Source organism: Pseudomonas sp. NBRC 111124 (assembly GCF_001320245.1).
Taxonomy (GTDB): domain Bacteria; phylum Pseudomonadota; class Gammaproteobacteria; order Pseudomonadales; family Pseudomonadaceae; genus Aquipseudomonas.
Genome location: NZ_BCBA01000066.1, coordinates 1 through 18,419, shown reverse-complemented (window position 1 = coordinate 18,419; position 18,419 = coordinate 1). Strand labels below are relative to the sequence as shown.

At 62.5% G+C, this 18,419-nt stretch carries 20 protein-coding genes; 4 read left to right on the top strand and 16 right to left on the bottom strand.

Translation table 11 applies throughout. The features are described 5' to 3' along the window. Nucleotides 1–52 precede the first annotated feature (52 nt). Complete coding sequence (gene pgeF / locus APH28_RS24115) at nucleotides 53–793, bottom strand: peptidoglycan editing factor PgeF (protein ID WP_060512986.1); 741 nt, start codon at nucleotides 791–793, stop codon at nucleotides 53–55. Further along, complete coding sequence (gene rluD / locus APH28_RS24110; protein ID WP_060513039.1) at nucleotides 790–1,752, bottom strand: 23S rRNA pseudouridine(1911/1915/1917) synthase RluD; 963 nt, start codon at nucleotides 1,750–1,752, stop codon at nucleotides 790–792. The genes pgeF and rluD overlap by 4 nt, the downstream gene beginning before the upstream one ends. A gap of 147 nt (nucleotides 1,753–1,899) precedes the next feature. Here rluD and APH28_RS24105 point away from each other — a divergent pair, with 147 nt between their 5' ends. After that, entirely contained in the window at nucleotides 1,900–2,919 is a 1,020-nt protein-coding gene (locus APH28_RS24105; protein ID WP_060512985.1) for an outer membrane protein assembly factor BamD, read from the top strand. Nucleotides 2,920–3,012: 93 nt separating this feature from the next. After that, nucleotides 3,013–3,243, top strand: a complete 231-nt coding sequence (locus tag APH28_RS24100; RefSeq protein ID WP_060512984.1) for a PP0621 family protein — start codon at nucleotides 3,013–3,015, stop codon at nucleotides 3,241–3,243. Between the two features lie 130 nt (nucleotides 3,244–3,373). Here the strand turns inward: APH28_RS24100 and thiO are convergent, their stop codons facing one another. From thiO to APH28_RS24075, 5 genes are read right to left on the bottom strand one after another with little or no spacing between them, the layout of a single operon-like run. Further along, nucleotides 3,374–4,471, bottom strand: a complete 1,098-nt coding sequence (gene thiO / locus APH28_RS24095) for a glycine oxidase ThiO (protein ID WP_060512983.1) — start codon at nucleotides 4,469–4,471, stop codon at nucleotides 3,374–3,376. 53 nt (nucleotides 4,472–4,524) lie between these two features. Continuing rightward, a complete protein-coding gene (locus APH28_RS24090) occupies nucleotides 4,525–4,914 on the bottom strand; it encodes a type IV pilin protein (RefSeq protein WP_060512982.1) in 390 nt (129 codons plus the stop codon). A gap of 1 nt (nucleotide 4,915) precedes the next feature. Continuing rightward, the gene (locus APH28_RS24085) at nucleotides 4,916–5,389 is read right to left on the bottom strand and encodes a hypothetical protein (RefSeq protein ID WP_060512981.1); all 474 of its coding nucleotides are present in this window, start codon (nucleotides 5,387–5,389) and stop codon (nucleotides 4,916–4,918) included. Beyond that, nucleotides 5,386–6,021 (bottom strand): PilW family protein, encoded by a 636-nt coding sequence (locus APH28_RS24080; RefSeq protein ID WP_060512980.1) that lies wholly within the window; start codon nucleotides 6,019–6,021, stop codon nucleotides 5,386–5,388. The genes APH28_RS24085 and APH28_RS24080 overlap by 4 nt, the downstream gene beginning before the upstream one ends. Further along, on the bottom strand, nucleotides 6,018–6,200 hold the full coding sequence (locus tag APH28_RS24075) for a prepilin-type N-terminal cleavage/methylation domain-containing protein (RefSeq protein WP_060512979.1): 183 nt from the start codon (nucleotides 6,198–6,200) through the stop codon (nucleotides 6,018–6,020). The genes APH28_RS24080 and APH28_RS24075 overlap by 4 nt, the downstream gene beginning before the upstream one ends. 109 nt (nucleotides 6,201–6,309) lie before the next feature. Between APH28_RS24075 and APH28_RS24070 the strand changes: the two genes are divergently transcribed. After that, the gene (locus APH28_RS24070) at nucleotides 6,310–6,789 is read left to right on the top strand and encodes a GspH/FimT family pseudopilin (protein WP_060512978.1); all 480 of its coding nucleotides are present in this window, start codon (nucleotides 6,310–6,312) and stop codon (nucleotides 6,787–6,789) included. A 1-nt stretch (nucleotide 6,790) separates the two neighbouring features. Here APH28_RS24070 and ispH read toward each other — a convergent pair whose 3' ends face one another. The 6 genes from ispH to murJ all read right to left on the bottom strand — a co-directional run bounded on the left by ispH (nucleotide 6,791) and on the right by murJ (nucleotide 14,126). Beyond that, nucleotides 6,791–7,738 (bottom strand): 4-hydroxy-3-methylbut-2-enyl diphosphate reductase, encoded by a 948-nt coding sequence (ispH, locus tag APH28_RS24065; protein ID WP_060512977.1) that lies wholly within the window; start codon nucleotides 7,736–7,738, stop codon nucleotides 6,791–6,793. Nucleotides 7,739–7,752: 14 nt separating this feature from the next. Then, on the bottom strand, nucleotides 7,753–8,190 hold the full coding sequence (gene fkpB, locus APH28_RS24060) for an FKBP-type peptidyl-prolyl cis-trans isomerase (protein ID WP_060512976.1): 438 nt from the start codon (nucleotides 8,188–8,190) through the stop codon (nucleotides 7,753–7,755). Next, entirely contained in the window at nucleotides 8,183–8,698 is a 516-nt protein-coding gene (lspA, locus tag APH28_RS24055) for a signal peptidase II (protein WP_060512975.1), read from the bottom strand. The genes fkpB and lspA overlap by 8 nt, the downstream gene beginning before the upstream one ends. Beyond that, entirely contained in the window at nucleotides 8,691–11,522 is a 2,832-nt protein-coding gene (gene ileS / locus APH28_RS24050) for an isoleucine--tRNA ligase (RefSeq protein ID WP_060512974.1), read from the bottom strand. The genes lspA and ileS overlap by 8 nt, the downstream gene beginning before the upstream one ends. Next, the gene (ribF, locus tag APH28_RS24045; protein ID WP_060512973.1) at nucleotides 11,519–12,469 is read right to left on the bottom strand and encodes a bifunctional riboflavin kinase/FAD synthetase; all 951 of its coding nucleotides are present in this window, start codon (nucleotides 12,467–12,469) and stop codon (nucleotides 11,519–11,521) included. The genes ileS and ribF overlap by 4 nt, the downstream gene beginning before the upstream one ends. Before the next feature lie 118 nt (nucleotides 12,470–12,587). Continuing rightward, complete coding sequence (gene murJ / locus APH28_RS24040; protein WP_060512972.1) at nucleotides 12,588–14,126, bottom strand: murein biosynthesis integral membrane protein MurJ; 1,539 nt, start codon at nucleotides 14,124–14,126, stop codon at nucleotides 12,588–12,590. Nucleotides 14,127–14,376: 250 nt separating this feature from the next. On the opposite strand from murJ, the gene rpsT reads away from it, so the two are divergent. Next, a complete protein-coding gene (gene rpsT / locus APH28_RS24035) occupies nucleotides 14,377–14,655 on the top strand; it encodes a 30S ribosomal protein S20 (RefSeq protein WP_003247625.1) in 279 nt (92 codons plus the stop codon). A 106-nt stretch (nucleotides 14,656–14,761) separates the two neighbouring features. Here the strand turns inward: rpsT and APH28_RS24030 are convergent, their stop codons facing one another. Genes APH28_RS24030 through APH28_RS24020 form a run of 3 tightly spaced genes read right to left on the bottom strand, consistent with a single transcriptional unit; the run spans nucleotide 14,762 to nucleotide 18,324 of the window. Continuing rightward, a complete protein-coding gene (locus APH28_RS24030) occupies nucleotides 14,762–17,062 on the bottom strand; it encodes a PqiB family protein (protein ID WP_060512971.1) in 2,301 nt (766 codons plus the stop codon). Beyond that, complete coding sequence (locus APH28_RS24025) at nucleotides 17,055–17,678, bottom strand: paraquat-inducible protein A (protein WP_060512970.1); 624 nt, start codon at nucleotides 17,676–17,678, stop codon at nucleotides 17,055–17,057. Before APH28_RS24025 ends, APH28_RS24030 begins: the two co-directional genes overlap by 8 nt. Next, complete coding sequence (locus APH28_RS24020; protein WP_060512969.1) at nucleotides 17,665–18,324, bottom strand: paraquat-inducible protein A; 660 nt, start codon at nucleotides 18,322–18,324, stop codon at nucleotides 17,665–17,667. The genes APH28_RS24025 and APH28_RS24020 overlap by 14 nt, the downstream gene beginning before the upstream one ends. Nucleotides 18,325–18,419: the final 95 nt, after the last annotated feature.

Below are 18,419 nucleotides of genomic sequence, written 5' to 3'. Positions count from 1 at the left end.
TGATTCTGGAAGATTCAAGCGTAGCGGGGTTGACCGGTGTCAGCTTTCTGGATTACTGCGGGTCGAGCCACACCAGCGAGGCGAAGCGCCCACCTTTGGGTGTGCGGCGATAAGAGAAGAAGCGGGCATCACTGACCGTGCAGTAGCCACCGCCATAAACCGCAGTCACCCCACGCGCCGCCAGCCGAATGCGTGCTAGCTCGTAGATGTCAGCCATCAGCTTGCCTGGCCGCTCACCGTCGACAAACGCCCTGGCCGCTTCAGGATGCACAGCGGTAAAGGCATCGCGCACTTCCAGCCCGACCTCGAAGGCCTTGGGGCCAATGGCCGGCCCGAGCCACACCAGCACCTCTTCAGGCGCCAGCGCCAGGCGATCGAGGGTGGCCTCAAGCACGCCGCCCGCCAGCCCGCGCCAGCCGGCATGGGCTGCGGCCACGCGAGTACCGGCGCGGTCGCAGAACAGCGCTGGCAGGCAATCGGCAGTCATCACGGCACAGGCAATGCCCGGCTGGTCAGTCCAGCTGGCATCGGCTTCGGCCACCACGGCCGGGTCGGCATCCGCCACCACCAGGCCATGCACCTGCTTGAGCCAGGCTGGCTGGAGGGTGAAGGCGTCGCTGAGGCGACGGCGGTTCTCGGCGACCGCGACCGGGTCATCGCCCACGTGATCGCCGAGATTGAAGGTTTCGTAAGGCGGCAGGCTGATACCGCCCTCACGGGTAGTGACACAGGCGCGAACCGAGGCCGGGGCTGGCCAGTCGGGGATCAGCAGCGACTGCGTCAGGCCGTTCATCCGATAAAGCTCTCGCGGTCCTGGTTGAGCAGCGACAGCAACCAGACGAAGTCATCCGGCAATGGCGACTCCCACTTCATGATTTCACCGGTGATCGGGTGAGCCAACGCCAGGAAACGCGCATGCAGCGCCTGGCGCGGGAAGGTCTTCACCGCCTCGACCATGGTTGGGCTGGCAGCCGGCGGAATGCGGAAGCGCCCGCCGTAGGTCTGGTCGCCCACCAGCGGGAAACCAACGTGGGCCATGTGCACGCGAATCTGGTGGGTGCGGCCGGTTTCCAGCTTCACCCGCACGTGGGTGTGCGAACGGAAGCGCTTGAGTACGCGGTAGTGGCTGACCGCCGGCTTGCCACCGTCGGTGACTGCCATGCGCTGGCGCATGCCACCGTGGCGGCCGATCGGGGCATCGATCTTGCCGCCAGCGGTCACTACGCCGATCACGATGCACTCGTAGATGCGGCTGACTTTACGGGCCTGCATCTGTTCGACCAGCTTGGTCTGCGCCTGCAAGGTCTTGGCCACCACCATCAGGCCGGTGGTGTCTTTGTCCAGGCGGTGAACGATACCGGCGCGCGGTACGTTGACGATATCTGGCACGTGGTGCAGCAGCGCGTTGAGCAGCGTACCGCTGGCATGCCCGGCAGCCGGGTGCACAACCAGCCCGGCAGGCTTGTTGATCACCATGATGTGTTCATCTTCGTAGACGATATCCAGTTCGATATCTTCTGCGATCCACTCACCCTGGGCCTCTTGCTCGGCTTCCAGGATAAGTTGCGAACCACCATGGACGATGTCTCGAGGGCGCACGACTGCGCCATCGACCGTCAGGCGGCCCTCTTTGATCCACGAAGTAAGCCGCGAACGCGAATACTCGGCGAACAATTGGGCGGCGACCTGGTCGAGGCGTTGACCGCCCAGTTCGGACGGTACCTCTGCGCTAAGTTGAATGATCTCGGACATGCTCGATTCGGCGGGCGCACAGCCTTTGGTTTCGGCTGCGAGCTTGTGGTTAAATACGGCTTCTTTTGTCCCGGGGTTGGCCGGGGCGCTCATCATAACAGGACGGCACCGCCCAAGACAGCGGCCGTCAAAGGGACGCAAGCCGCCATGCAAGTGAAACACCTGCTGCTGATCGCCATCCTCGGGCTCACCGCGGCCTGTTCCTCCAATAAGGAAGTCATTGACGAGAACCTCAGTGAGGCCGAGCTGTATCAACAGGCTCAGGCTGACCTGGACAACTCCAGCTACACCAGTGCCGTGAACAAGCTCAAGGCCCTGGAGTCACGCTACCCGTTCGGCCGCTACGCCGACCAGGCGCAGCTCGAGCTGATCTACGCCAACTACAAGAACTCCGAGCCCGAGGCCGCCAAATCGGCTGCCGAGCGCTTCATTCGCCTGCACCCGCAGCACCCGAACGTGGACTACGCCTACTACCTGAAGGGCCTGACCTCGTTCGACCAGGACCGCGGCCTGCTGGCGCGCTTCCTGCCGCTGGACATGACCAAGCGTGACCCGGGCGCCGCCCGTGACTCGTATAACGAGTTCGCTCAGCTGACCAGCCGCTTCCCCAACAGCCGTTACTCCCCGGACGCCAAGCAGCGCATGATCTATCTGCGCAACCTCCTGGCCTCCTACGAAATCCACGTGGCCGACTACTACCTGAGCCGCCAGGCTTATGTAGCCGCTGCCAACCGTGGCCGCTACGTGGTCGAGAACTTCCAGGAAACGCCATCGGTCGGCGACGGCCTGGCCGTGATGGTCGAGTCGTACCAGAAGATGCACCTGGACGAACTGGCTGCCACCAGCCTGGAAACCCTGAAGCTCAACTATCCCGACCACCCAAGCCTGGTCGACGGCCAGTTCCAGCCCAAGCAGACCGAGTCCGACGGCCGCGGCTGGCTGTCCAAGGCCACCCTGGGCCTGATCGAGACCGAAACTCCGTTGCCGCCGGGCGAAACCCGCGCCAACCAAGACGTGGTCAAGCAGTTCCAGGACGCGCGCGACGAGATGCCGCAAGAGCTGCTGCCGAAGGACGAGAACGGCGACCCGATCGTGCCGGCAGGCCCGAAGGAAGCCGAGAAAGACCGCTCGTGGTTCAGTTACATGACCTTTGGTCTGTTCGACTGATCCAGGTGACATGAGAAAGGGAGGCCAGAGGCCTCCCTTTTTTTATGCCCGCGTCCTAGACTGTCGGCTTCTACAACCAACAAGCTGGACACCATGGTTCGCCTACTTTTCTGGATCGCCCTGATCGCCGCCGCGTTCTGGCTGTGGCGCAAGTTCAAAGTCAGCCAGCAGTCGCACCCCGAGCCCAAGCTCGATGCGCCACTGAAGATGGTGCGCTGCGCCCACTGCGGCGTGCACCTGCCCAATGACCGGGCGCTGCACCAGGGGAATGACTGGTATTGCAGCCAGGCGCACTTGCAGCAAGGGCCTGGCCAATCGCGGTGATCGTTTAGCTTGGTGAAATTGGGGCTGCGTTGCAGCCGTTTCGCGGCACAAGGCCGCTCCTGCAGGGATCGCGGACTCTTGTAGGAGCGGCCTTGTGTCGCGTAAGGCCCGCACAGCGGGCCCGGCAATCTCAGCCCAAACGCCCGTCTGGCGCATAAGGCGCCGGATCGATGATCGGCTCGGCCCCGGTCAGCAGGTCGGTAAACAGCTGACACGAAGCCGGCGCCAGCACCAGCCCGTTGCGGTAATGCCCGCAGTTCAGCCACAAGCCATCATGCCCTGGCACCGGCCCGATGTAGGGGATGCCTTCAGGCGAACCCGGCCGCAGTCCGGCCCAGTGCCCCACCACGGTGGCATCCTTCAGCTCTGGCAGCAGCTCGATGGCCGAAGCCCTGAGGCTGGCCAACGCGTCCTCGGTCGGGGTTTTGTCGTAGCCGGCATGCTCCAGCGTACTGCCCACCAAAATGTGCCCATCTCGGCGTGGGATCGCATAGCGCCCCTTGGCCAGCACCATGCTCGGCAAGAAGTCCTCGGCGCACTTGAACAGTATCATCTGGCCCTTCACCGGCTCGACCGGCAGTTCGAGCCCCAGGGTATGCAGCAGGTCACCACTCCAGGCACCGGCACTGAGCACCACTTCATCTGCCTTGAGCACTCCGTCAGCCGTCCGTACGCCAGCCACGCGCCCGTTCTCATGAACGAAGCCACTGACCTGGCAATGCTCGCGCAAGGTCACGTTGGGCAGTGCCAGCAACGCCGCCTTGAGCGACTTCACCAGCCGCGGGTTACGCACGTTGGCTACGCCAGCCATGTAGATCGCATGTTTGAAACCAGGGCCAAGTACCGGCACCGCGTCGTAGGCGGCCGAGATATCCACAGCACTAAGTGGACGCCGCTCACGCTCGGCCCAAGCCAGCGCCTCGGCTTCGTCGTCCAGGTCGAGCCAGTACAGGCCAGTGGTGTGCACCTCAGGGTCGATACCCGTTGTTGCGAACAGACGCTCGCCCAGCTGTGGATAAAAATCCTGCGACCAGTGCGCCAGGGCGGTCACCGCCGGGCTGTAGCGCCAGGGGTACAACGGCGAGACGATACCGCCGCCAGCCCATGAGGACTCGCGGCCAACCTCACCCTGGTCACACACCACCACCTGGCCGACCTTCGCCGCCAGGTTGAACGCGGTCAGCAGGCCGATCACCCCGCCGCCGACCACCACTACTTGCTTGCTCATCTGTCGATCCAACACCTGAAGTAAATCCGCGATGCCTGGGCACCATTCAACCTTCAGCTTCCCCAGCAGCGCTCGCGGCTTTGAGCGGCACCCGGATTGCTCTGCACACCGGCCTGGTCGAGCTGGAAGTCGCCACAGCGATCATCGGCCATCAGGCCATCGGGCAGCCGGCGGGCGGTCAGCGCGAAGGTGTCGCTGCCGCGTTGGGCCTGAAGGCTGTAATGACGGTTACCGGCGGGCAGCTGCGGGTCGCCCTCGGCGTACTGGCCGGTGCGCACGCGGTGGCGCTCCAGGCGCAGGGCAGCGTCATGCAGCAGGCCAACCACTTCGCTGCGTGCGGCTCGCCTGAGCTGGTCGCTGTAACTGGGGTAGGCAATGGCTGCCAGAATGCCGGTCACGGCCACGACAATCAACAGCTCGATCAGGGTCATACCTTGCTGCATGTCAGTCCTCCCTCAGTCTTTGCCGCCAGAGGATGCGCTGGGGGGCTTGTGGTTGAGCGGTTGAAATGGCATAGACGGCTTCCAGGACCTGGCGGGCTGCCAGTTGCTGGCTGACGGCTGTTATTCGGTACAAGGTGACCTTCTCGCCCTCGGGGATATGCGCCGCACGTTCGGTTTCACCCAGGTTCTGCAGGTGAAAGTAGCCTCCCTTGATTTTCTGCCATTGCCCTTGCAGATCGTGTGGTCGTGAAGGAGCTTGGCAGTCGCTGCACTGCTCCGGGGGTGAGCGTTGCAGTTCATCGACGCCAGCCAGCAACACGGTCTCTGCTTGTTCGAACGCCTGCAGGCCATCATTCATGGCACCGGTCATTCGCGTTTCGATCAGTGCATCGCGTAAGGCTGATGCGCCAAGCAAAGCCAGCAGCAGGCTGAGCACCAGCGACAGCAGCAGAACCATTCCGCGTTGACGGTTCATGGGCTGGAAACCGGATTGCGCAGGGCCACGCTTATTTCATGCCGCTGCTCAAGTTGCAGTGTCGGTTCAAACAACGTCAGTTGCAGATCTACCCTTCCCCCCTCGGGCACATCAACTTGCGTCACCTGCATCTCACGCACCTGGTTGGCGAGCGGCTGAGAGTTGAAGTAGAGGATTGAATTGCGCAGCTCGTAGCGATGACGCGTAATCCGCACCGCCATGACCGCACCCGTTTGCGAAGGAGGATTTTCGTACACGACTGCTTCATCACGACAGTCCGTCAGCAATGTCCAATCCGGCTTCCCTGCGTACCCCGCTGACTCAGCGACCACCATCTCCAGGCTGGACGCCCTGATCACCAGTGGCTGCGCGAATGCCTGCCGGGCAAGCGGGTCCATGAAGTCATCGGGCTTCAATCGTAAGCAACCGAACATGCCCGCCATTCGGATATCTTGGGCCATGCGCAGCAACGCCAGGCGTGCATCATCCTGAAGGCGCAACGCCGCGCCTTGAAGCCGCCATGTTTGATGAGCGGAAACGAACAGCTGACTGGTAGCCACCAGCACCATGAGCCCGATTGCCAGCGCCAGCATTACCTCCAGCAACCCGAAGCCGACCTGCATGCGCTTCATGGCCGGTTCCGCTCGCGTTCGCTGTGCGCCGCCAACGCAGCTTGCCCTTCGCTGCGCGCACTGTCGGTCGCTTGCAATGCCTTAAGCTGCAACGCGGCTGAGGCGAATATGCCCACAGCCACCACGACTATCGCCAACAGCACTTCCAGAAGCGTCATGCCCCCCTGTTTCCTGTGCATCCCTGCACCTCCTGCGACATTTCCTGCTATTGCCTTGAACTACGCCGACTGGACCTCATGTCCAATGACCGTGAAGCTATAGCCAAGCACTTCCAGGGAGGAATGCACGGTGAAGCAACGTGGAGTAACACTGTTACAAATGATGTTCGCCTTGGCCATGGCCGCCTTGCTGACACAACTCGGCATGCCGGCCTACGCCAGGTTGAGCGATGACCTACACAGAGCTGCAGCAGCCCGAGATCTGGCCCAGGCCCTTCGCAGCGCGCGCAGCCACGCCATGCTGCAAAGCCAGCCTGTGCTTGTGCGGCCTTTGGAAAATGATTGGGGTAAGGGCTGGCTTGTGCAGCTGGAGCACAATCAGCAAGTGCTGCGCGAATATCGGCTGACGCGGTCGATGAGAATCATCGAAAACACCAAGGGACAGGTGAAATTCGGTGCTCTGGGAATGCCAGTGGGGCAATTTGGCGCGACGCTGAGCGTTTGCGAGGCTTCTGCTGCGATCAGCAAATACCAGGTAGTGGTATCAAGGGCTGGACGAGTAGACCTGCGCACAGGTGAAAAAGCAGACTCCCTGTGCGCAGGCCCCTGACTCAGATCAGCGAGCGAACCCGCAGCTCTTTGGGCATGGAGAACGTGATGTTCTCCGGCCGCCCATCAAGCTCTTCGGCGCCGGTAGCGCCCCAGGCCTTGAGCTGTTCGATCACACCCTGCACCAGCACTTCGGGAGCCGAAGCACCGGCAGTGATACCCACCCGCTGCGCCTTCTCAAACCAGCCGCGCTGCATGTCCTCAGCGCCATCGATCAAATAGGCCGGGGTGCCCATACGCTCGGCAAGTTCGCGCAGGCGGTTGGAGTTGGAGCTGTTGGGGCTGCCAACCACCAGCAATACATCGCTCTCGCTGGCCAACTGCTTGACCGCATCCTGGCGGTTTTGCGTGGCATAGCAGATATCGTCCTTGCGCGGGCCGCCGATGTTCGGGAAGCGTGCGCGCAGGGCATCGATGACGCGGCTGGTGTCGTCCATCGACAGCGTGGTCTGGGTGACGAAGGCCAGGTGGTCCGGGTCGTTCACCTGCAGCTGGGCAACATCGTCCTCGTCTTCGACGAGATAGATGGCACCGCCGTTGCTGCCGTCGTATTGACCCATGGTGCCCTCGACCTCAGGGTGCCCCTCGTGGCCGATGAGAATGCACTCACGGCCATCGCGGCTGTACTTGGCCACTTCGATGTGCACCTTGGTGACCAGCGGGCAGGTCGCGTCGAACACCTTCAGGCCACGGCCGGCGGCTTCCTGGCGCACGGCCTGGGACACACCGTGGGCGCTGAAGATGACGATGACATCGTCCGGCACCTGGTCCAGCTCTTCAACGAAGATGGCGCCACGGTTGCGCAGGTCTTCCACCACGAACTTGTTGTGCACCACTTCGTGACGCACATAGATCGGCGGCCCGAAGACTTCCAGCGCACGGTTGACGATTTCGATCGCCCGGTCGACCCCCGCGCAGAAGCCGCGCGGGTTGGCGAGTTTGATTTGCATGCTCGGCTCCAGGCTTACAGGGCCTTCACCTCGAGGATCTCCACCTCGAAGGTCAGGGTCTTGCCAGCCAGTGGGTGATTGAAGTCGATGGTCACCTGGTTGTCATCGAACGCTTTGACCACACCCGGCAGCTCGGTGTTGGCGGCGTCGTTGAAGATGATCAGCAGCCCGTCGGACAACTCCATGCCCTCGAACTGGGACCGCGGCATGACTTGCACGTTCTGTGGGTTAGGCTGGCCGAAGGCGTTCTCCGGGGCCACCACCACGGTGCGCTTGTCACCGGCCTTGAAGCCGAACAGGGCACTCTCGAAACCTGGCAGCAGGTTGCCGTCGCCCACCTTGAAGGTGGCCGGAGCCTTGTCGAACGTGCTGTCGACAGTGTCGCCGTTTTCCAGGTGCAGCGCGAAGTGCAGGGTGACTTCGGTGTTCTGGCCGATACGGGTGTCAGTCATGGACCGGATCCTCGGACTTCTTGCTCTTGAACATATCCAGCGCCAGCATCACCGCACCGACGGTAATGGCGCTGTCGGCCAGGTTGAAGGCCGGGAAGTAATGACGGTTCTGCCAGTGCACCAGGATGAAGTCGACCACATGGCCAAGCACGACGCGGTCGTACAGGTTGCCGATCGCACCACCCAGCACCAATGCCAGCGCCACCGCCAGCCAGGTCTCGCCGCGCCCCAGGCGCTTGAGCCAGACCACCAGCACGGCACTGACCACCACGGCGATCAGGGCGAACAGCCAACGCTGCCAGCCGGCGCCATCGGCGAGGAAGCTGAAGGCAGCACCGGTGTTGTAGGCCAGGGTCCAGCTGAAGTAGTCAGGGATGACAACGATCTGCTGGTACATGGTCAGGGCGTTGTTGAAGTACAGCTTGGTGGCCTGGTCGAGGACCAGGACCAGCAAGCTCAGCCACAGCCATGCAAGGCGCCCGAAGCGCCCTGCTGCAGGGTTAGGCATAGTGGCGCACCTCACCCGAACCGGTCAGGTTATCGACGCAGCGTCCGCAGATTTCCGGGTGTTCCGGGTGGCTGCCGACGTCGGCGCGGAAGTGCCAGCAACGGCCGCATTTGACGTGACCAGACTTGACCACCTGCAGCTTGAGGCCTTCGACTTCGGTGGCCACGGCTTCGGCCGGCGCCTGGGCGAACGGCACCACGCTGGCGGCCGAAGTGATCAGCACGAAGCGCAGTTCGTCGCCCAGCTTGCTCAGGTCAGCGCTCAGGCCTTCCTCGGCGAACAGGGTGACCTCGGCTTGGAGGTTGCCGCCGATGACCTTGGCAGTACGCTGGTTTTCCAGCTCTTTGTTGACCGCGGCTTTAACGGCCATTACGCGATCCCAATAGGCGCGATCCAGCTCGGTGCCTTCCGGCAGCTCGGTCAGGCCCTGGTACCAACCGTTGAGCATCACCGACTCGTTGCGCTCGCCCGGCAGGTACTGCCAGATTTCGTCGGCGGTGAACGCCAGGATCGGTGCGATCCAGCGCACCAGCGCCTCGCTGATGTGGTACAGCGCGGTCTGGCAGGAACGGCGGGCGACACTGTTGGCGCCGGTGGTGTACTGGCGGTCCTTGATGATGTCGAGGTAGAAACCGCCCAGCTCCTGCACGCAGAAGTTGTGGATCTTCGAGTAGACGTTCCAGAAGCGGTATTCGCCGTAGTGCTCTTCCAGCTCGCGTTGCAGCAGCAGGGTACGGTCCACCGCCCAACGGTCCAGGGCCAGCATGTCTTCTGGGGCCAGCAGGTCGCGGGCCGGGTCGAAGCCGGACAGGTTGGAGAGCAGGAAGCGCGCGGTGTTGCGGATACGGCGGTAGGCATCGGCGCTGCGCTGCAGGATCTGCTCGGAAACCGCCATCTCGCCCGAGTAGTCGGTCGCGGAAACCCACAGGCGCAGGATGTCGGCGCCCAAGGTGTTGTTGACCTTCTCCGGCTCGATGGTGTTGCCCAGCGATTTGGACATCTTGCGGCCACTTTCGTCCACGGTGAAGCCGTGGGTCAGCAGTTCGCGGTACGGCGCGTGGCCGTCGATGGCGCAACCGGTCAGCAAGGAGGAGTGGAACCAGCCGCGGTGCTGGTCGGAACCTTCCAGGTACAGGTCGGCGCGCGGGCCAGTGGCGTGGCCGATGTCGTGGGAGCCACGCAGCACGTGCCAGTGGGTGGTACCGGAGTCGAACCAGACGTCCAGGGTGTCGGCAATCTTGTCGTACTGCCCGGCTTCGTCACCCAGCAGTTCGGCAGCGTCCAGCTTGAACCAGGCTTCGATGCCCTCTTGCTCGACGCGCTTGGCTACTGCTTCCATCAGCTCGACGGTGCGCGGGTGCAGCTCGCCGGTCTGCTTGTGCAGGAAGAACGGGATCGGCACGCCCCAGTTGCGCTGACGCGAGATGCACCAGTCTGGGCGGTTGGCGATCATCGAGTGCAGGCGCGCCTGGCCCCAGGCCGGTACGAACTTGGTCTCTTCGATGGCCTTGAGTGCACGCTCACGCAGCGGCTCGCCAGTGCTCGGCTGCTTGTCCATGCCGACGAACCACTGGGCAGTGGCACGGTAGATCAGCGGAGTCTTGTGGCGCCAGCAGTGCATGTAGCTGTGGCTGATGGTTTCGGTGTGCATCAGCGCACCGACTTCGCTCAGCTTGTCGACGATGGCCGGGTTGGCCTTCCAGATGAACTGGCCACCGAAGAACGGCAGCGACTCGACGTACACGCCGTTGCTCTGCACCGGGGTGAGAATGTCGTCGTTGACCATGCCGTAGCGCTTGCAGGTGACGAAGTCGTCTTCACCGTAGGCTGGCGAGGAGTGAACCACGCCGGTGCCGGCCCCCAGCTCGACGTAGTCGGCCAGGTAGATCGGCGACAGGCGGTCGTAGAACGGGTGACGGAAGTTGATCAGTTCCAGTGCAGAGCCCTGGGCGGTGGCGATCACCGAGCCTTCCAGGTTGTAGCGCTTCAGGCACGACTCGACCAGCTCTTCGGCCAGTACCAGCAGGCGCTCACCGGTGTCGACCAGGGCGTACTTGAACTCCGGGTGGATGTTCAGCGCCTGGTTGGCCGGGATGGTCCATGGGGTGGTGGTCCAGATCACGATGGCGGCTGGCTTGGCCAGCGAGGCCAGGCCGAAGGCGGCGGCCAGCTTGGCCTCGTCGGCGGCCGGGAATGCCACGTCGATGGTCTGGGACTTCTTGTCGGCGTATTCGACTTCGGCCTCGGCCAGGGCCGAACCGCAATCGAAGCACCAGTTCACAGGCTTGAGGCCCTTGAACACGAAGCCTTGCTTGACCATCTCGGCCAAGGCGCGGATTTCGCCGGCCTCGTTGGCGAAGTTCATGGTCTTGTACGGGTTGTCCCAGTCACCCAGCACGCCGAGGCGGATGAACTCGGTCTTCTGCCCCTCGATTTGCTCGGCGGCGTACTCGCGGCACAGCTCGCGGGTGCGGTCGGCGGTCAGGTGCTTGCCGTGGGTGACCTCGACCTTGTGCTCGATCGGCAGGCCGTGGCAGTCCCAACCCGGTACGTACGGCGCGTCGAAGCCGGACAGAGTCTTGGAGCGGACGATCATGTCCTTGAGGATCTTGTTCAGCGCATGACCGATGTGAATCTTGCCGTTGGCATAGGGCGGGCCGTCGTGCAGGACGAACTTCGGACGATCCTTGCCAATTTCGCGCAGCTTCTGGTACAGGCCAATGCTGTCCCAGCGCTGCAGGATCTGCGGTTCGCGCTGAGGCAGGCCGGCCTTCATGGGGAAGGCGGTGTCCGGAAGGTTTAGCGTGGCTTTGTAGTCGGTCATTTCGGGCTCTTCGTTAGCGGTTGAGCGTGCCAATGTGCACGTGCGGCGGCGATATCCGCATCGATCGCCGACTTCAGCGCCTCCAGGGAGGCGAATCGCTGCTCTTCACGCAGCTTGTGGTGGAATTCCACCGTCAGGCGCCGGCCATACAGATCGCCGGCATAATCCAGTAGATGAATCTCGAGGTGCGGGCGGCCGTCACCGGCCACCGTCGGGCGCACGCCAATGTTGCCGACACCCGGCCAGGCCTTGCCGTCGATCTCGATGCTGGCCAGGTAGACCCCGGACAGCGGCACGCGGCGGCGCTTGAGCTGGATGTTGGCAGTCGGCGTACCCAGCTGGCGGGCCAGCTTCTGGCCATGCAGCACGCGGCCGGTAATACGGTATGGGCGGCCCAGCAGGTGCTCGGCCAGCTCGAAGTTGCCCTCGGACAGCGCCTTGCGCACCTCGGTGCTGCTGACCCGCAGGCCGTCCTGGATCACCGTGTTGGCAGCTTCGACGGTAAACCCGTACTGCTCGCCGGCAGCGATCAGGAAGGCGAAGTCACCGGCGCGGTCGCAGCCGAAGCGGAAGTCATCGCCCACTTCGAGGTGGCGCACACCCAGGCCGTCGACCAGGATCGCCTTGACGAACGCATCGGCGCTGAGCTTGCTCAAGCGCTGGTTGAACGCCAGGCACAAGACCCGGTCGATGCCTTCGGCGGCCAGCAGTTCGACCTTGTCGCGCAGGCGTGCCAGCCGGGCAGGTGCGGTGTCTGGGGCGAAGTATTCGCGCGGCTGTGGCTCGAAGATCACCACGCAGGTCGGCAGGCCCAGCTCCTGGCCGCGCTCGCGCAGGCGCGCCAGGATAGCCTGGTGGCCGCGGTGAACCCCGTCGAAGTTGCCAATGGTGGCGACACAGCCCCGGTGCTCGGGGCGCAGGTTGTGAAGACCTCGAACCAGCTGCATAACGCGCTTCTTGCTCATAAAGTGGCCGATTATAACCACACCCGGGCGCCGGTGACAGGCGGCAGCGCCAAGGGGTGGCGTGGAATGCGAAAAACCGACGCCTGACCCGCGTTCTACCTCAATGCAGGGCCTTGCGGGCGAAGTGCCGGGGCCGGAAACCACACAGGTAGAGGCAACCGAAATAGGTCACCACACCCGCCGCGATCAGCGCGCCCAGGCGCAGGAACCGCTCCAGCATGTTGCCCAGTTCCCAGGCTGGTAGATAGTGCATGCCTACCAGCAGCACCGCAGCCATCAGGGTAACTGCCAGCACCAGCTTGAGCAGGTACAACGTCCAGCCCGGTTGCGGCTGGAACAATTGCTGGCTGCGCAGTTTCCAGAACAGCAGGCCTGCGTTAAGGCAGGCACCCAGGCTGATCGCCAGGGCCAGGCCGGCGTGTTGCAGCGGGCCGATCAGAGCCAGGTTGAACAGCTGGGTGCAGACCAGGGTGAAGATCGCGATCTTCACCGGCGTACGGATATTCTGCTGCGCATAGAAGCCTGGTGCCAGTACCTTGACCAGAATGATCGCCAGCAGACCGACCGAATAGGCGATCAGCGCGCGCTGGGTCATGGCCGCGTCGGTGGCGGTGAACTTGCCGTACTGGAACAGCGCGACGGTCAGCGGCTCGGCAAGGATCGCCAGGGCCAGGGTGCACGGCAGCACCAGCAGAAAGCACAGGCGCAGGCCCCAGTCCATGATCCGCGAATACTCCTCGCGGTCCTTGCTGGCGTACGTCTTGGCCAGCGTCGGCAGCAGGATGGTGCCCAGCGCCACGCCGAGCACGCCCGAAGGTAGTTCCATGAGGCGGTCGGCGTAGTACATCCACGACACCGAACCTGCCACCAGGAACGAGGCGAAGATGGTGTTGATGATCAGCGAGATCTGGCTCACCGAGACCCCGAGGATCGCCGGCAGCATCTGCTTGAGCACCCGCCATACGCCAGCGTCGCGCAGGTTGAGGCGCGGCAGCACGAGCATGCCGATCTTCTTCAGCGCCGGAAGTTGGTACAGCAGCTGGGCGAGGCCACCGGCCAGCACGCCCCAGGCCAGGGCCATGATCGGCGGGTTGAAGTACGGCGTGAGCAGCACGGCAAAGATGATCATCGCCACGTTGAGCAGCGTCGGGGTGAACGCCGGCACGGAAAAGCGGTTCCAGGTATTGAGAATCGCGCCGGCCAGGGACGACAGCGAGATCAGCAATATATAAGGGAACGTGACCCGCAGCAGGTCAGTGGTCAGCGCGTATTTCTCGGCGCTGTCGACAAAGCCCGGGGCGGTCGCCCAGACCACCCAAGGTGCGGCGAGGATGCCGACAGCCGTGACCAGGGCCAGCACGAGGGTCAGCAGGCCGCTGACATAGGCGATGAAGGTACGCGTCGCCTCCTCGCCCTGCTGGGTCTTGTATTCGGCCAGGATCGGCACGAACGCCTGGGAAAATGCCCCCTCGGCAAAGATCCGCCGCAGCAGGTTGGGCAGCTTGAAGGCGATGAAGAAAGCGTCGGTGGCGATGCCCGCACCGAAAACACGGGCCAGTATGGTGTCGCGCACGAAGCCCAGCACCCGCGAAATCATGGTGATGGAGCTGACTGCAGCCAGGGATTTGAGCAGATTCATCGAAAAGATTCACGCCAGAGACAGAGGGCGCTGCCAGACAGCGTCCGAATGTGCGATACTCCCGCGCCTTCGCAGGGGAGCCAAAAATTCCCGAGTGTACAGGTAGCACGGCAGAAAGGAATATTTCCCGGCTGTTGCTGCACCACTCGGCGGAACCCTGCAGGTGGCCTTGACATCCGGTCGACTCATCGGCATGATTCGCGGCCTATTTTGTTTGCTATTTACCTAAAGTCTTTCGAGGAGCTCGACGGTGGCCAACACACCTTCCGCCAAGAAACGTGCAAAACAGGCTGAGAAGCGTCGCAGCCACAACGCCAGCCTGCGTTCCATGGTCCGCACCTACATCAAGAATGTAGTTAAAGCCATCGACGCAAAAGACGCCGAAAAAGCGCAAGCCGCTTACGTTCTGGCTGTACCTGTAATCGACCGTATGGCCGACAAAGGTATCATCCACAAGAACAAAGCTGCTCGCCACAAAGGCCGTCTGAATGGCCACATCAAGGCGCTGAAAGAAGCTGCAGCTGCCTAAGCGACGCTTGTCGAAAAAACCGACCCTTGGGTCGGTTTTTTTATGCCTGTGATTTCTGCAACGGCTGCAAAAAAACAGGGCCGCGCTTGGCGGCCCTGCAGCACTGTCACTTGGCGATCTGGATCTTCGGTGCCCACTGCAGCCAGGCATCCTCCGGCTTGTCGAACAAGGCGAAGGTCTGCTGCGGCCGAGCCGGGTTGCCCATCTGCTCGCCTTCTGGCGTGGCGAAGGCAATACCGCCGTCAATGAGCGTCTCCAGTGACTCGGTGCGCACCGTGGCGCCCTTGAACAGCCCCCAGTCGAAGCCGAAGCCACTGCTGTTCCAGAACCGGCTACCACCGCGAACCAAGGCTGCATAGCGAGGCTCGATCAGGATGTGGATCAATACGCGGTCTGCGGTCTGGCCAAGCTCGAAACCGGTCACTTTGCCCACCGCCACCTCGCGATAGGTCACAGGTACACCCGGCTTGATCGAGCCGCGGCGCGGCGCGCTCAGGGTCAACGGGAGGCCAACCTCCTCACCCAGGACCTCAGGCGCTTCTCCCAGCGCAATGAAATCACGCTGCGGGCCTTTATCCTTCACTGCCGGCTGTACCTCTATGTACTGCCCACCAATCAGGGTATCGAGGTTCTCGGTACGTACAATCCCGAGTGCGGGCTTGACCACCCAGAACTGCGTGCCGGCTCGGGCAATGCGATCAGCCGCCTCGGTGATACGCGCTCGCAGCAATACCGCCTGCAAGTCCTTTGTCAGGTCCACGCTCTCGACGACGCCCACATCCAGCCCACGGAAGCGGATTGGCGTACCCGGCTTGAGGCCGTCGGCACGGTCAACCCGAATGGTGACCAGGGTACCGGTACGGTTGACCGCCTCTTGGCTCTCCAGCAGACGGAAGCGCGGGATGTGCCGTTTGAGCGCAACGTTAGGCTTAGGCGTGTCGAAGGCGATACCCCCAGCCATGAGGGTTTGCAGCGACTCGCTCTTGATCTTGATACCCGACAAGCCACCGGTCAGGGTAATACCGCTGACGTTCCAGAAGCGTGAAGAGCCGTTGACCAGGTTTTCGTACTCTTTCTCGATGTGCACACCAATCAGGATACGGTTGCTGTTGCGGGCAAACTGGTAGCTCTGCACGCTACCGACCTTGACTTGGCGATACATCACCGGGCTGCCGATCTCCAGCGAGCCCAGCGTATCGGCGAACAGCACCAGGTGCAGGCCTGGTGCTTTCAGGTCCAGCGGCGGCGCCTTGGCCCGGGCCTCGAACTCGCGTTGTGGCTTGGCGCCCTTCTCGCCCGGACGAATGGCGATGTAGTTACCTTTGACCAGCGCCTCCAGACCGGTGATACCCGCCAGGGAAATGGACGGTTTGACCACCCAGAACTGCGTACCGTCGACCAGGTAATCCTCGGTCAACGGGTCCAGCGTCAGCTCGGCCGTAGCGCTGGCCAGGTTGTCTTCCATCTTCAGGGTTTTCAACGAGCCAACCTGAATGCCCTTGTACATGACTGGCGTACGACCGGCCTGCAGGCCTTCATAGTCGCTGAGCTTCACTTTGACACGAATACCCGCCTGGGCAGCATCGAAGTCTTCATACAAGCGGAACGGCAGGCTCGGGTCGGTTGGCGGGCTGTCCTTGCGATATTCCGGCGTGGCGAAGGCGATGCCGCCGGCCACGATGCTCGACAACGACTCGCTGCGCACTTTAACGCCCGACAGATCAGCGTCGATGCTGATGCCGCTGGCATTCCAGAAACGTGTGTGTTTGCGCACCAGGCTAGCGTAGGCCGGCTCGATGAACACTTTGACCTCGACCGTGCTCTGGTCGTCAGACAGGCGATAGCTTTTAACTCGGCCGACCTGGATCTGCTTGTAAAACACCGGGCTGTCCCGATTGAGCGAACCCAGGCGCTCGGCCTTGAGCGTCAGATGCAGACCTGGCTCGCTGTCAGACAGCGGCGGCGCGACCTTTAGTGCGGTAAAGCGCTTGGTGGGCTCACCTTCCCCTGGGCTCACTGCGATGTAGTTGCCCGATACCAACGTCTCCAGGCCTGAGATACCGGCCAGACTGACACTCGGCTTGACCAGCCAGAAGCGCGTGCCCTTGTTCAGGTGCGGTTCGGCGGCCTTGTTCATCTCGATGGTGGCGATCACCCCCTGCTTCTCGCCCTTTGCATCGAGCACAAGCTTGCTGACCTTGCCGACGGGCATACCTTTGAAAATCACCTCGGTCTTGTTGGCGACGATCCCTTCACCGGACTCGAAACGCACTTCGATCTCCACGCCTGCATCGCGGTAGGCCTGCCAGGCCAGCCAGCCACCGATCATCAGCGCGATCAGCGGCAGGATCCAGATGGCCGACCAATTCGAGGCAGGGCGGGTTTTAGCCGTTGGCATGTCACTCATGGTCGTCATCCGACTCCGTGTTATCCCAGATCAGCCGGGGATCGAAAGTTAAAGCAGCAAGCATCGTGAGAATCACCACAGTTGCGAAGGCGATAGCGCCCAGGTTGGCTTCGACACTGGCGATACGGCCGAAATTCACCACCGCCACCAGAATCGCGATGACGAAGATGTCCAGCATGGACCAGCGCCCTATGAACTCGATGAAGCGGTACATCAGGATCCGTTGCCTTGCCGACAGTGGCTGACGGCGCTGGACCGAATACAGCAGCAGGCCAATACCAACCAGTTTGAAGGTAGGCACCAGGATGCTGGCAATGAACACCACGGCGGCGATCGGCACCATGCCGTGCTTGAGCAAGGTAATGACGCCAGACATGATGGTGTCGCCACTACCCTGCCCCAGGGTGCTGACGGTCATGATCGGCAGCAGGTTGGCCGGGATGTATAGAATCGAGGCGGTGATCAGCAGCGCCCAGGTACGTATGATGCTATTGGGGCGCCGAGCGTGCACGATGGCACCGCAACGTGTACAGGTCTGCGAATCGCTCTCGGCATCCTGGCGGTTCAGTTCATGACATTCATTGCAGACCAGAATGCCTGCATCAATCGCCCGCATGGAGATCCTCCCCCGACAATGCACTCCAGATCTGGTGTGGCGACATCACCACTTCGAGCCAGACCTGAATCAACAACAGGCTGATGAAACAGAACAGGCCCAGGCCAACGCTCAGCTCGGCCAGGTCCACCAGCTTGACGATCGCCACCAGCACGCCCATGAAGTAGACCTCGAGCATGCCCCAGTCCCGCAGGTGGTGATAAATGCGGTAGAACAGCAGCCCGTAACTGCGCCCGACATTCAGGCGGATGCTCAACAGCACAGCCAGCTGGCACAGCAACTTGAGCAAGGGGATGGCCATGCTGCACAGGAACACCACCACGGCGACGCCGCGCATTTCCGAGTTGTACAGGCCCAGCACACCACTCCAGACGGTATCGTCCGAAGTCTGGCCAAGCAGGTGCAACTGCATGATGGGTAGGAAGTTGGCTGGCACAAACAGGAGCAAGGCTGTCAGCACCAAGGCCAGGCTGCGGTTGACCACATTGTGCCGGTGGGCATAGAGCTCGTAGCCACAGCGTGGGCATTGGGCTTTTTCGCCATGCTGAAGCACCGGCTTGCGCATCAGCAGGTCGCATTCGTGACAGGCGACCAGTTCGTCCAGCGGCAAGTGCTCTAGGGCTTGAGTTTCGACGGGTTCGGGCATCTCGGGATTCTGAATAGGTACGTCGGCTCTATTCTAGTGTTCCCAGCTCGAAATGTGGGAGACGACTAACGCCTGGCTCGGGCCCGGGATGCCAG

Excerpts from the sequence above, each read along its gene's own strand:
- pgeF (WP_060512986.1), bottom strand. The coding sequence starts at position 793 with ATGAACGGCCTGACGCAGTCGCTGCTGATCCCCGACTGGCCAGCCCCG.
- rluD (WP_060513039.1), bottom strand. The coding sequence starts at position 1,752 with ATGTCCGAGATCATTCAACTTAGCGCAGAGGTACCGTCCGAACTGGGC.
- APH28_RS24105 (WP_060512985.1), top strand. The coding sequence starts at position 1,900 with ATGCAAGTGAAACACCTGCTGCTGATCGCCATCCTCGGGCTCACCGCG.
- APH28_RS24100 (WP_060512984.1), top strand. The coding sequence starts at position 3,013 with ATGGTTCGCCTACTTTTCTGGATCGCCCTGATCGCCGCCGCGTTCTGG.
- thiO (WP_060512983.1), bottom strand. The coding sequence starts at position 4,471 with ATGAGCAAGCAAGTAGTGGTGGTCGGCGGCGGGGTGATCGGCCTGCTG.
- APH28_RS24090 (WP_060512982.1), bottom strand. The coding sequence starts at position 4,914 with ATGCAGCAAGGTATGACCCTGATCGAGCTGTTGATTGTCGTGGCCGTG.
- APH28_RS24085 (WP_060512981.1), bottom strand. The coding sequence starts at position 5,389 with ATGAACCGTCAACGCGGAATGGTTCTGCTGCTGTCGCTGGTGCTCAGC.
- APH28_RS24080 (WP_060512980.1), bottom strand. The coding sequence starts at position 6,021 with ATGAAGCGCATGCAGGTCGGCTTCGGGTTGCTGGAGGTAATGCTGGCG.
- APH28_RS24075 (WP_060512979.1), bottom strand. The coding sequence starts at position 6,200 with ATGCACAGGAAACAGGGGGGCATGACGCTTCTGGAAGTGCTGTTGGCG.
- ispH (WP_060512977.1), bottom strand. The coding sequence starts at position 7,738 with ATGCAAATCAAACTCGCCAACCCGCGCGGCTTCTGCGCGGGGGTCGAC.
- fkpB (WP_060512976.1), bottom strand. The coding sequence starts at position 8,190 with ATGACTGACACCCGTATCGGCCAGAACACCGAAGTCACCCTGCACTTC.
- lspA (WP_060512975.1), bottom strand. The coding sequence starts at position 8,698 with ATGCCTAACCCTGCAGCAGGGCGCTTCGGGCGCCTTGCATGGCTGTGG.
- ileS (WP_060512974.1), bottom strand. The coding sequence starts at position 11,522 with ATGACCGACTACAAAGCCACGCTAAACCTTCCGGACACCGCCTTCCCC.
- ribF (WP_060512973.1), bottom strand. The coding sequence starts at position 12,469 with ATGCAGCTGGTTCGAGGTCTTCACAACCTGCGCCCCGAGCACCGGGGC.
- murJ (WP_060512972.1), bottom strand. The coding sequence starts at position 14,126 with ATGAATCTGCTCAAATCCCTGGCTGCAGTCAGCTCCATCACCATGATT.
- APH28_RS24030 (WP_060512971.1), bottom strand. The coding sequence starts at position 17,062 with ATGAGTGACATGCCAACGGCTAAAACCCGCCCTGCCTCGAATTGGTCG.
- APH28_RS24025 (WP_060512970.1), bottom strand. The coding sequence starts at position 17,678 with ATGCGGGCGATTGATGCAGGCATTCTGGTCTGCAATGAATGTCATGAA.
- APH28_RS24020 (WP_060512969.1), bottom strand. The coding sequence starts at position 18,324 with ATGCCCGAACCCGTCGAAACTCAAGCCCTAGAGCACTTGCCGCTGGAC.